Genomic DNA, 11,257 nt, shown 5'->3' with positions numbered 1-11,257 from the left:
CAGGGGTGTCGCCCCGGCTCCTTCCGAGCCGAGCGGCGACACCCCTGTTCTTCTTTCAGCCGGCGGAACCGGCGGCACGAGGGTCAACCGCTGTGCTCTCGATGATCCAGGCGGTGATCGCTGCCGCGATCGCCTCGGGCTGGTCCTCCGTGGCGTGGTGGCCGGACGGGCCGATGTGTTCGACCCTCAGGCCGGCGATGTTGTCCTTGCACCAGGCCGCCGTTTCCTGGGTGATGAGCAGGGTCGGGGAGGAGTCGAAGGTGAGCAGCAGCTTGGGGACGTCGGGGCTGGCGGCCAGCCAGGTGTCGTAGGCCGCCACGCGTTCGGCCACGTCGGCGGGGTCGCCGTCGAGCGGCAGCGAGCGGGCCCACTGCAGGATGGGACGGCGGCTGTCGCGGGTGGGGTAGGGGTCGAGGTAGGGGGCCATCTCGTCCGGGGTCAGCGGGGTGAGGACGCCGCCGGTGTAGGCGGTCTCGATGAAGAAGTTCTGGTCGAGGACCAGCTCTTCGCCCTTCGGCGAGCGCATCGTCTCAGCACGGGAGCGGGGGGCTTCACCCAGGTCGTTCCAGGACATGGGGCGGACGATGGTTTCGAAGAAGGCGATGCCCCGCACCCGTCCGGGGTGGCGGGCGGCCAGGTCGAAGGCCAGGGCGCCGCCCCAGTCGTGGCCCACGAGGACGACGTCCCGCAGGTCGAGGGCGTCGAACCAGGCGTCGAGGTAGCGGGCGTGGTCGGCGAAGGTGTAGGCGATGTCGGGCTTGCCGGAGCGGCCCATGCCGATCAGGTCGGGCGCCAGCAACCGGGCCGGTGCGCCGATCGCGGGCAGGATCTTGCGCCAGGCGTGGGAGGAGGAGGGGTTGCCGTGGAGGAAGACGATCGGGGCGCCGCTTCCGCTGTCTTCGTAGTGGATGGAGGAGTCCAGGACATCAATGGAGGGCATGATCCGACAATCTGTTAGTGCGAAAAACGTTTATGACACGAACGAATGTATATCGTTAGTGTGACTAACGCAAGCGGGTCATGCCTCCAGAGGCGGCTAGAAGGCGCTCTCCCTCATGGGCAGATCGACGACGCCGGTCAGGGCGAGCAGGATCAGCGCGACCAGGAGGGCCACGATGACCCAGGCCACCGGGTGCCCGAGGTTGAGCGTCCAGGTGTGACCGATGCGGGCGTGGACGAGCAGGGCAGGGTCGCGGCGGTTGACGTACACCGTGCCTGCCAGGAACCAGTGCCGGTCGTCATCGCGCTGCACGACCCCGGAATCCTCCCGCTCCTCGCCGGGCAGGGCGGGCAGGCGGTGCCCCGCCGACCCCACCCGGCGCTCCCAGGCCAGGGCCCCGACCACCAGCGCGGCCAGCGGCAGGTACGTGGCCACCCGCCAGCCGCCGGACGGCTCGGCGACACCCCAGAGCTGCAGGGCCGAGATCAGCAGGCCCACGTTCAGGCAGGCGGCGGCCAGCAGCGACAGTACGGCGATGCCGCGCAGGTAGGTCCGGTATCGGCGGGCCGAGCCCCGAGGTCTGGCCGCGTCAAGGTCGGGGCGTGCGCGCAGGATCACCAGCATGAGCGCGAGGGTCAGCACGGTGATCGCGGCCTGAAGGATCACGGGCTGGAAGGCGCTCGGCATCGTGGTGGCCACGCGGCGCGAGGGGTCGACGCCGTAGCCGCCGAACGCCGGGAGGGTGGCCGGCAGCCCGCCGTACCGTGACCAGCCGAGGGCGGCGGTGGACAGCAGGACAGCCAGTGCCGGCAGGGCCCAGCGCCATGGGACGCGGACCGGATCGGTGCGGAAGCTGGTGTCCACGGTGACGCCCTGACGGTATCCGGCCTGCCACCGCCCGTCCTGCTTCGCACGCGCGACCCTGCGATGGGCGCGGTAGAACAGCAGCAGGTCGACGGGCACCAGAACGGCGACGGCGAGCACCTCGAAGGAGAGGGCCGCGGCGACCACGCCCGCTGCCACGACCAGGCGGGCGTAGACCCGCCGCTCGGCGATGATCACCGGATCGGAGGCCCGCTCCGCCGGGACCCGCACCCCGAACGGCAGCGTCGGACGGGACAGCGCCGGAAGCGCGGCCATCACGATGGTGATCAGCGCGACGGTGGCCAGGTTCATGGCGATCACGAGCGAAATCCCTCCAGCAGTGTCTCGCAGCGGCGAAGCACCTCGTCACGGTCGAGGCCGTGGACGGTGGCTTCGGCCAGCAGTACGCGCATGCGTTCCTCCCAGTCGTCGGTAAAGCCGGCCTCCGGTGGGCCGGAGGCGGCGTCTCGCCGGATGACCGCGCCGCTCTTGCGGTTGATCCGGATCACACCCTGATGCCGCAGCAGGTCGTAGGCCTTGTTCACGGTGTGGAAGTTGATGCCGAAGTCGGCCGCCAGCTGCCGCGTGGAGGGGAGCGGATCGCCTTCCCGCGCCTCGCCGCAGGCGATGGCCTCCACGATCCGGTCACGGATCTGCTGGTAGATCGGGACCTCGCTGTCCAGATCGAGACTCAGATTCACCAGGCCATCTTATCTGATGTATAACTAATAGAACAGATAGATCTAGGAGATCAACGTGATCAAGATCGAGATTCGTGACCAAGCCCTGACCGTGCTGTTCGACCCGTGGGCCCGGCTGTTCACCCGCAGGAGCTCCATGACCGTGCCGCTGGCGTCCATCCGCGAGATCGAGCACCTCGACCACCCGCTCCGCGCCGCCACCGGCCTGCATGCCGGACTGCGCATGAGCGGCGTCGCCAAGGTCGGCGCCTGGACCTCCCTGCGGGGCGTCAAGCGCCTGGTCGCCGCCAGGCGGGGCGAGCCTGGCGTGCGGATCGTCCTCGCCGACCGTTCGTCGGGATACGACGAACTGATCCTCAGCGCTCCCGCGCCGGCCTTGGCTGAGGTGCGCCGATGATCGAGGTGCGCGGTCTGACCAAGACCTTCGGCCCGGTGGCCGCCGTCACCGACCTCACCTTCGACGTCGGACCCGGCACCGTGACAGGCTTCCTCGGCCCCAACGGAGCAGGCAAGACCACCACCATGCGGATGATGCTGGGCCTGGTGGCGCCAGGCTCGGGCAGCGTCACCATCGACGGCAGGCCGTACCGCGAACTGCAGGACCCCACCTCCGTCGTCGGCGCCGTACTCGACAGCTCCGGCTTCCACCCCGCGCACACCGCCCGCGACCACCTGCGTCTGTACGCTCGCATGGGCCGGTACGGCAGCGACCGCGTCGCCCGCGTGGCCGAGCTGACCGGGGTCTCCGCTTTCGCCCACCGGCGGACCCGTGGCCTGTCCACCGGCATGCGGCAGCGGCTCAACCTGGCCACCGCCCTGCTCGGCGACCCGCGGGTGTTGTTGCTCGACGAGCCGAGCAACGGGCTGGACCCGGAGGGCATCGCCTGGCTTCGCCGGTTCCTGCGCGACCTGGCCGCGCAGGGCCGCACGATCCTGGTCTCCAGCCACGTGCTCGGCGAGATCGAGCAGACGGCCGACCAGGTCGTGGTCATCCGCGAAGGGCGCCTGGTCACCGCGGGCCCTCTCAGCGAGCTGTACGGCTCCGCCTCGGTCCTGGTCCGCTCGCCGCAGGCGGACCGGCTGCGCACGATGCTCGCGGCGCCGATGGAGATCCTGAGCTCCGAGGTTCTGCGGGTCCACGACCTGAGCGCCGCCGAGATCGCCTCGGTGGCCGCCGCGAACGGCATCCCGCTGCACGAGATCACCTCCGAGCGGCCCACCCTGGAGCAGGCATTTCTCCACCTGACAGGAGGCACCCCGTGACCACACTCATCTCCGCCGAGTGGATCCGCCTGACCAGCAGCAGAATCTGGCTGTGGGGTGGGGTCGCCGCGCTCGCCAGCGGCGCCCTCATCGGGCTGCTGGCTCTGGTGGGCCCGGAGAACTTCGACCCTCCGCTGCCTCCACTGGAAACCGCTGCGGGCACTCGGGTGCTGCTGGGCCTGCTCGGCTTCCTCGCCTGCCTTCCCGCCCTGTTCGGCACCGCCGCCGTGGCCTCGGAATACCGGCACGGGACGGTCACCACCACGAGCCTCTTCGCGCCCAGGCGCTGGACCTGGCTCACCGCCAAACTGCTGGCCTACACGGCGGCCGGCCTCGTCTACGGATTCCTGGCCGCGGCTGTGGCGGCAGCGGCCCTCTTCTCCGCGGCCGCGATCGACGGCGTCACGCTCGGTCTGCCGGTGGGTGTCGTGCTGTCGCTGCTGGGCCGGGTGGCGCTGACCATGGCCGTCTACACCCTCCTGGGCGTGGCGATCGGCGCGCTCCTGCGCAATCAGGTCGCGGCGATGGCGGTCGTCGGCGGGTATCTCTACGCGGTCGAGACCGCGTTGACGATGATCCCAGGGGTGAAGGCTCTGTATCCCCTCCTGCCCGGCGGAGCCACGGCCGCGTTGACGGGGTTCACCTACCTGGCCGACGCCGTCGCCGGCCAGACGGGCGAGCCGGCCGTCCCGCTCCTGTCCGCGCCGGCCGGTGGCGCGGTGCTGGTCGGCTACGCGCTGGTCGCGGCCGCCATCGCGGTCCTGGCACCGCTGCGCAGAGACATCACCTGAGGCTCGGCGCCCGTCCGGCGGGCTCGGCCTGACCATCGCGCCAGGCCACGCCCGCATCGCCTGTGGAACGTGGGCCCCGACGGCCCGCTCGGCGCGCCGCTCACCGGTCACACGGAAGCCGCCATCGCGGTGGCGTTCAGCCCGGACGGCAGGACGTTCGCCAGCGCCGACCAGACGATCCGGCTGTGGGACGTCGGCACCCGCCGTCAGCTCGGCGCGCCACTGGTCGGCCACACCGGAACGGTGCTGGGCGTGGCCTTCAGCCCGGACGGCGAGAGCCTGGCCACCGCCGGTACCGACTCGATCGTCAGGCTGTGGAACATGAGGCGGCCCGACGAACTCGTGGCCGCCGTCTGCGCTGTCGCCGGCCGTTCGCTCACCCGCGCCGAATGGGACCGCTACGCCTCGCGGGAGGACTTCCGGCCCGTGTGCTGAGGCCCGCTCACCGGCGGAGCGGCCCGGCCAGGCGGCGCGGGCCTCACTTCCAGAACCTGGCCTCGGGGAAGGTCGCTGAGGGCCCGTCCAGCAGCCGCTGCTCGCGCCCGCGCAGGTGCCGGTCCATGAAGGCGACCACGTAGGCTCGGGTGATCTCCAGCTCCCTGGCCGACTGCTTGGTCAGCAGCGGGTAGTCCGTGAAGGAGGCATGGTCGCCGCCCTCCACCGTGATCCAGCGCTTCCAATCCGTCATGCGCGCCCAGTCGCGGCCCCAGGTGAAGTCCTTGCCGCCCGGCTCGTGCACCTCGCCCGCGCCCATCAGCATGAACGGCCTGGCCAGATTCTTGTCAGCGATGGGCACGAAGAAGGTGCCGTCCATGTTGACTCCGGCCCGCACACGCGAGTCCTTCAGCAGCGTCCACGACGCGCTCGAGCCGCCCAGCGAGTGCCCGGCCATGCCGATGCGCGAGCGGTCGATGAGCCTGGCGCCCTTCCACACCGGGTGCCGCCCGAGCAGCCGGTCGAGCACGAACGACACGTCCGCCTGCCGTCCCTTGACCGCCTTGGCGCCGAAGGCCCAGGCGTCGGCCTGCTGCTCCTCGCAGGCCGCGCAGCCGGCCAGCCGGTCTCCGGGCAGAGTTGTGCCGTACGACTCGTGCACGTGGTCGATGCCGACGACCACGTACCCCCAACCATGAGCTCCCTGGCCTTCTCCGAAGGCACCCAGGGATCGGGGCGACTGCGGTCGACCAGGTGCAGGCTGACCGTCCCCACCGGCTGGGCTCCGGTGGGCGCCGGCAGCGCCAGGCTCTTGTCCTGGACGGGCTCGGTTCGTGTCAGACTCGCGGCCTGCGCCGGCACGACCGCGAGGAGGGCGAGCGGGCCCGCCGTGACGGCGCCCGCGACGCGGGCACCGCGCATGATCTTGATTTTCATGACGCCCATGCTCTCGATCCCCCCGAGGCCCGCGCTTCGGACGAATGTCCAGCTTCACGTGCGACTCGCGCAGTACGGCGGGTCCACCTGGAGTCGCAACGACGCGATCACGAAGCCCTGCCGGTATGCCCCGGCCGAGACGGCGACCTCGCGTTTCAGGCGCGCCAGGCGTCGGCGGCGTCCTTGGCGTACTGGGTGAAGTCGCGGGCCGGTCGGCCCAGCGCCTGCCGTACCCCGTCGGCGAGGCTCTCGTTGCGGCCGTCGAGCACCTCGGCGAACAGCGCGTTGAGGCCCGCGATCTCGTCCTCGGGCAGGCCAGCCGCGCGCGCGCCCTCGGCGAACTCCTCGGGGGTGACCGGCACGTAGGCGACCTCGCGGCCGCTGGCGGCGGAGATGTCCGCCGCGGCCTCGGCGAAGGAGAGCAGGCGCGGCCCCGTGAGCTCGTACACCTTCCCCGCGTGCCCGTCCTCGGTGAGGGCGGCGGTGGCCACGTCGGCGATGTCCTCGACGTCCACGAAGGGCTCGGTCACGTCCCCTGCGGGCAGCGCGATCGTGCCGCTCAGCACCGGGTCGAGCAGCCAGCCCTCGCTGAAGTTCTGCATGAACCAGCTGCAGCGCACGATCGTGGCCTCGACGCCGGAGCTGAGCACGGCCTGCTCGGCCTGCTGGGCCAGCTCCTCGTTGCGCCCCGACAACAGCACCAGGCGGCGCACTCCGGCCTGGACGGCCAGCGCGGTGAACTGGCGGATGCGGTCCAGAGCGCCGGGGAAGGCCAGGTCGGGGTAGTAGGTGATGTAGACGGCATCGACGTCGCGCACGATCGGCGCCCAGGTGGCGCTGTCCTCCCAGTCGAAAGCGGGGCGGGAGCCGGCGCGCACGTCGCGGCCCATCGCCTTCAGGCGGTCCGCCACGCGGCGGCCGGTCTTGCCGGTAGCTCCGAGAACCAGGGTGGTGGTGTTGCTGTTGTTTGTCATGGCTCTAGTCCATCAGCCGGCGGTAAGACTGAACATCGTCGAGACGCGCAGGCGCATAAGCGAGCGTCTCATTCCTCCCGCCCCCGAACGTCACCGTCCCGGGCCCGGACCGCGAGCTCGTCATCCCGTCAGGCGATCGAGTGATCCTGGCTCTTGTACCTGCCCCCGAGGAGGGAGCCTGCCCTGATGACACATGGTGAGGGCCATCGAGGGGTAGCGGTGCAGCTAGGGGAGGAACATCGCAGGCCGCGCGCGGCAGGCGAGGAGACGAACGGCAATGAGCGCAACCGCCTGCCGGTGGGCCTGACAGGCCGCGAACGGGTCGCCTACGCGATGCGCCGCACCTCCCTGGCGGGCGATCGACAGCACCCGACAAGACGTGACCGAGATCAAGAAAGAGTACGACGATGACCATCAGCGGATCTCACAGTACGAACTCGACCCAGGTCGGGTCGCCCCAGGGGGATGACAAGGCCGACTCCGCCGAGCGGCTGCGTGCCGACATCGCCCAGATGCGCGAGGACCTGGGGGACATCGTGGAGGCGCTGGCCGCCAAGGCCGACGTCAAGGCTCGCGCGAAGGCCGGGGCCAAGGACAAGACCGAGCACGTCAAGGCGAACCTGGCCGCTCATGCGCACCAGGCAGAAGCCCACGTCCGGACCATGGCCACCGAGGTCACCACCAAGGCGCGGGAGATCGCCGCGAAGGACAACACCATGCCGGCGGTGCGTCGCGGTGCGGTCGCCACCGCCGCGGTCGCGACGGCGGGCGGTGGGGCCGTCGCCGTGACGGCGTGGCTGCGCCGCCGCAACGCCGCCAGGCAGACCACCTGGCAGCGAGCACTGCGGACCGCTCGGCGCAGCGGGGTACAGGTGCGCCACGCCGCCACGTCACCGGCGGCCACGCCAGGGACGCGTGGCGCAGCCGCCGCGGCGATCGGCCTGCTCACGTTCGTGTGGCTGCGCCGCCGCCGGGCCCGCCGGCACGTCGAAATGGGGTGAGGTGCGATGGCCCTGATCTACAAGCCACTGTCACTGCTGATCAGCGTGCTGGGCGGGATGATCGCGGGCGCGCTGTTCAAGCAGGTGTGGAAGGTCGTCGCCGGGCAGGACGACGCACCTGACGCCGACGATCAGGACTACACCTGGCGGGAGGTGCTCGTGGCCGCCATGGTGCAGGGAGCCATCTTCGGCCTGGTGAAGGCGGCCATTCAACGCGCCGGCGCACAGGGTGTCCGCAGGACGACCGGGCACTGGCCCGGCGACGACCGACGCAAACCCTCGAAGGCTCACGGTCATGAGTAGACGCGCCGCCGCCGACCGGCCAGGGGAACCGGTCGGCGGTGACACCCCGGACAAGCCGACCGAGCTGCCCAAGAGGTCGTGGTGGGAGGTACTCAAACGCACCGTCAAGGAGTTCCAGGGGGACCACCTCACCGACTGGGCCGCGGCTCTGACCTACTACGCGACCTTGTCGATCTTTCCCGCGCTGCTGGCCGTGGTCTCGGTGCTCGGCCTGTTCGGTCAGTCGACCACCCAGTCGCTCATCGACAACCTGGGCGCCATGGCGCCGGGGCCCGCCAGGCAGACTCTCAACACCGTGCTGCAGGCCCTGCAGGGCAACCAGCGTGCCGCCGGCATCGCCGCGATCCTGGGTATCGCCGTCGCGCTGTGGTCCGCCTCCGGCTATGTCGGGGGATTCATGCGGGCCGCCAACATCGTGTACGAGATGCCCGAGGGCCGGCCCATCTGGAAGACCCTGCCGTTGCGCCTGGCCATCACCACGGTTCTGGTGATCCTGACGGCGATCGGCTCGGTCGCGGTCGTGTTCACCGGCGGGCTGGCCGATCAGGTGGGAAAGGTCCTCGGCATCGGCGAGACCGCGCTGGTGATCTGGGGCATCGTCAAGTGGCCGATCCTGGTGATCATGGTGGCGCTGGTCCTGGCCCTGCTGTACTGGGCCGCGCCCAACGTCGAGCATCCCGGCTTCCGCTGGCTCACCCCCGGCAGCATGCTCGCCGTCGTGGTGTGGATCATCGCGTCCGCCGCGTTCGGTTTCTACGTGGCCAACTTCGGCTCCTACAGCAAGACCTACGCCGCCCTGGCCGGTGTCATCGTCTTCCTGATCTGGCTGTGGATCTCCAACATCGCCGTGCTGCTCGGGGTGGAGCTCGACGCCGAACTCGCCCGCGAACGCGCCATCAGGGACGGACACCCCGCCGGCCGGGAGCCCTACGTCGAGCCCCGCGACACCCGCAAGTTCAGCGAGGACGAGCCTGCTTGAAGTCCCTTCCGGCCGCTCACCCGCGCTGCAGGGCGAGCAGCTCGGAGACCGTGACGAACCTGTAGCCCTGCTCGCGGAGGCCGGTGATCACGCCTTCGACGGCCTGGCGGGTGCTCGCCCCGCCGGCGTACCACGGGTGCAGCAAGATGATCGACCCCGGCCTGGTCTGCTCCCGTACCGCGGCGACGATCTCGGCGGGCCCGGGGGTCTTGCCGGAGTCCGGCTCCACGTCCCACATGACCGTGTGCCGCTGGTGCTCGGCCAGGTACAGCGGCAGCATCAGCAACTTCTTGCCCGTCGGCGGACGGAACGGGATCTCGCCGCGCTGGCCCGCCACGCGGATGGCCGCGTCGGTCCTCTCGACCTCCTCTGCCACGGTGGAGGGGGAGACGAAGACCATGCGCTGGTGGGTGTAGGTGTGGTTGGCGAGCTGGTGCCCCGCGGCCACGAGCGCCTTCGCGTCCTGCGGCCTGGCCTCCACCTGGGAGCCGATGACGAAGAACGTCGCGCGGACCCGCTGCTCGGCGAGGACGTCGATGATCTGGCCGGTGTGCTCGTCGGGGCCGTCGTCGAAGGTCAGGGCGACGACCTTCTCGGTGGTCGGCACCCGGTGGGTCAGCTGCCCCGCCAGCTGGAAGGTCCGCGCGTTCATCAGCCGGTAGAGGCCCGCCGCCACCAGGAGGAGGACCGCGAGGAGGGCCGCGACCAGCACGAGCCGTCTTCTCCACCCGGACTCGCGCCCGCCCGTTGAACCTGCGTTCATGGATGATCATCGAACCACACGGCCCGGGACCGCATGGCGACTTCCGCGGGATGCTCAAGACCGCTGCGACGCCCTGTTCCTCATGCTCCACGACAGCACGGCGGCTGGACTCTCCCCCTGAGGGAGACTTCATGCTGTTTCCACTGGAGCCGCTGGGGACCCGGCGTGCCGACCATCCCGCGTCGGCCCGGACAGCGGCTCCGCACACGCTGATCGCCCAGTCACCGAGGAGAGCGACACATGACGATCGTGGAGGACATCGAGGCCCGGGGCATGCAGCACTGCGAGACGACGGCGCTCGGGGTGCTGCTGCGGCACGAGGGGCTTGATCTGTCCGAGCCTATGCTGTTCGGGCTCGGCTCGGGCCTGTCCTTCATCTACTGGGACAGCAAGGCCATGGCGTTCCCCTTCCTCGGAGGCCGTGTCAAGCCGTTCGAGCTCACCCGGAATCTGGCCGCGAGGCTGGGGCTGACCCTGCGGGTCGAGGAGACCACCTCACCGCGCAAGGCGTGGGAGAACGTGGCGGCTCAGCTCGACGCCGGCCGTCCGGTCGGCCTCCAGCTCGACTGCTACCACCTCGACTACTTCCGGTCCAAGGTGCGCTTCGGCGGTCATGTCGTCGCGATGTACGGCTACGACGAACACCATGCCTACCTGGTGGACACCGAGCAGCAGGGCGGAGCGGTGCGCACCAGCCGGGCCGGCCTGGCCTTGGCGAGGGCCGAACGCGGCCCGATGACCGCCAGGAACCGGTCCTTCGCCATCTCTCTGCCGGCGCACCCGCCCCGCTGGCAGGACCAGCTCATCCCCGCGATCAAAGCCTGCGCTGACGCCTTCCTCGCCGCCCCCATCGCGAACGTGGGTCATCGCGGCATCGAGAAGGCCGCCGGACAGGTGCCCAGGTGGCTGCTGCGCGCGGAGCGGCCGGAGCGGGACCTGCCGCAGGCGGCCCTCCTCATGGAGAAGGCCGGCACCGGCGGCGCCCTGTTCCGCGCCCTCTACCGTGACTTCCTCGAAGAGTGCGCCGGGCTGATCGACGACGGCGGCCTCCGTACCGGCCACAGGCTGTACGGCGAGGCCGCCACCATGTGGACGGACGTGGCCGGCTTGATCGCCGAAGCCGGGCAGAGCGGTGACGCCGCGCACCTCCAGCAGGCCGGCGTCATCCTCCACGACCTTTCGCGCATCGAGAGGGAGGCCATGCAGGTGCTGCGTCAGCTGTAGCCCTGGAGAGCGGCCGTCCGCCGCCTCCTCGACCCCGGTAGCGTAGGGATCAGGTTCTCCAGCGGCGGTGCGAAGTCGGAGGT

14 protein-coding genes are annotated in these 11,257 nt (G+C 70.6%); 8 read left to right on the top strand and 6 right to left on the bottom strand.

The annotated features are described in order from the left end of the window. Positions 1-55: 55 nt before the first annotated feature. The 3 genes from ABFX55_RS25865 to ABFX55_RS25855 all read right to left on the bottom strand — a co-directional run bounded on the left by ABFX55_RS25865 (position 56) and on the right by ABFX55_RS25855 (position 2,505). Entirely contained in the window at positions 56-940 is an 885-nt protein-coding gene (locus ABFX55_RS25865; protein ID WP_346125105.1) for a haloalkane dehalogenase, read from the bottom strand. Between the two features lie 96 nt (positions 941-1,036). Beyond that, the gene (locus ABFX55_RS25860; RefSeq protein WP_346131249.1) at positions 1,037-2,116 is read right to left on the bottom strand and encodes a DUF1648 domain-containing protein; all 1,080 of its coding nucleotides are present in this window, start codon (positions 2,114-2,116) and stop codon (positions 1,037-1,039) included. A 5-nt stretch (positions 2,117-2,121) separates the two neighbouring features. Beyond that, a complete protein-coding gene (locus ABFX55_RS25855) occupies positions 2,122-2,505 on the bottom strand; it encodes a GntR family transcriptional regulator (RefSeq protein WP_346125103.1) in 384 nt (127 codons plus the stop codon). 55 nt (positions 2,506-2,560) lie between these two features. Between ABFX55_RS25855 and ABFX55_RS25850 the strand changes: the two genes are divergently transcribed. From ABFX55_RS25850 to ABFX55_RS25835, 4 genes are all read left to right on the top strand, one after another. Then, a complete protein-coding gene (locus ABFX55_RS25850; RefSeq protein ID WP_346125102.1) occupies positions 2,561-2,902 on the top strand; it encodes a hypothetical protein in 342 nt (113 codons plus the stop codon). Continuing rightward, a complete protein-coding gene (locus tag ABFX55_RS25845; RefSeq protein ID WP_346125100.1) occupies positions 2,899-3,768 on the top strand; it encodes an ABC transporter ATP-binding protein in 870 nt (289 codons plus the stop codon). Before ABFX55_RS25850 ends, ABFX55_RS25845 begins: the two co-directional genes overlap by 4 nt. Next, a complete protein-coding gene (locus ABFX55_RS25840; RefSeq protein WP_346125098.1) occupies positions 3,765-4,559 on the top strand; it encodes an ABC transporter permease in 795 nt (264 codons plus the stop codon). Before ABFX55_RS25845 ends, ABFX55_RS25840 begins: the two co-directional genes overlap by 4 nt. A gap of 69 nt (positions 4,560-4,628) precedes the next feature. Next, entirely contained in the window at positions 4,629-4,994 is a 366-nt protein-coding gene (locus ABFX55_RS25835) for a WD40 repeat domain-containing protein (protein ID WP_346125097.1), read from the top strand. A gap of 43 nt (positions 4,995-5,037) precedes the next feature. Here ABFX55_RS25835 and ABFX55_RS25830 read toward each other — a convergent pair whose 3' ends face one another. Together ABFX55_RS25830 and ABFX55_RS25825 are read right to left on the bottom strand one after the other, a co-directional pair. Next, positions 5,038-5,676 carry an alpha/beta hydrolase family protein gene (locus ABFX55_RS25830; protein WP_346125095.1) on the bottom strand — a complete coding sequence of 213 codons (639 nt, stop codon included), beginning with the start codon at positions 5,674-5,676 and terminating at the stop codon, positions 5,038-5,040. Between the two features lie 409 nt (positions 5,677-6,085). Next, on the bottom strand, positions 6,086-6,904 hold the full coding sequence (locus tag ABFX55_RS25825; protein ID WP_346125093.1) for a Rossmann-fold NAD(P)-binding domain-containing protein: 819 nt from the start codon (positions 6,902-6,904) through the stop codon (positions 6,086-6,088). Positions 6,905-7,311: 407 nt separating this feature from the next. Between ABFX55_RS25825 and ABFX55_RS25820 the strand changes: the two genes are divergently transcribed. The 3 genes from ABFX55_RS25820 to ABFX55_RS25810 are packed head-to-tail and all read left to right on the top strand — an operon-like array spanning position 7,312 to position 9,187. Further along, the gene (locus ABFX55_RS25820; protein WP_346125091.1) at positions 7,312-7,905 is read left to right on the top strand and encodes a DUF3618 domain-containing protein; all 594 of its coding nucleotides are present in this window, start codon (positions 7,312-7,314) and stop codon (positions 7,903-7,905) included. Positions 7,906-7,911: 6 nt separating this feature from the next. Beyond that, positions 7,912-8,208: a DUF4235 domain-containing protein gene (locus ABFX55_RS25815; protein WP_346125089.1), complete on the top strand. Its 297-nt coding sequence runs from the start codon at positions 7,912-7,914 to the stop codon at positions 8,206-8,208. Next, positions 8,201-9,187: a YihY/virulence factor BrkB family protein gene (locus ABFX55_RS25810; RefSeq protein ID WP_346125087.1), complete on the top strand. Its 987-nt coding sequence runs from the start codon at positions 8,201-8,203 to the stop codon at positions 9,185-9,187. The genes ABFX55_RS25815 and ABFX55_RS25810 overlap by 8 nt, the downstream gene beginning before the upstream one ends. A 16-nt stretch (positions 9,188-9,203) precedes the next feature. Here the strand turns inward: ABFX55_RS25810 and ABFX55_RS25805 are convergent, their stop codons facing one another. Beyond that, entirely contained in the window at positions 9,204-9,950 is a 747-nt protein-coding gene (locus ABFX55_RS25805; protein WP_346125085.1) for a polysaccharide deacetylase family protein, read from the bottom strand. Positions 9,951-10,190: 240 nt separating this feature from the next. On the opposite strand from ABFX55_RS25805, the gene ABFX55_RS25800 reads away from it, so the two are divergent. Beyond that, the gene (locus tag ABFX55_RS25800) at positions 10,191-11,174 is read left to right on the top strand and encodes a BtrH N-terminal domain-containing protein (protein WP_346125083.1); all 984 of its coding nucleotides are present in this window, start codon (positions 10,191-10,193) and stop codon (positions 11,172-11,174) included. The last annotated feature ends 83 nt before the right edge of the window (positions 11,175-11,257 follow it).

Origin of the sequence: Nonomuraea roseola, assembly GCF_039535395.1 — a bacterium.
In the GTDB taxonomy this organism is placed as follows: domain Bacteria; phylum Actinomycetota; class Actinomycetes; order Streptosporangiales; family Streptosporangiaceae; genus Nonomuraea; species Nonomuraea roseola.
The sequence above is the reverse complement of the archived record's forward strand: the minus strand, read 5'-3'. Positions and strand labels throughout refer to the sequence as shown.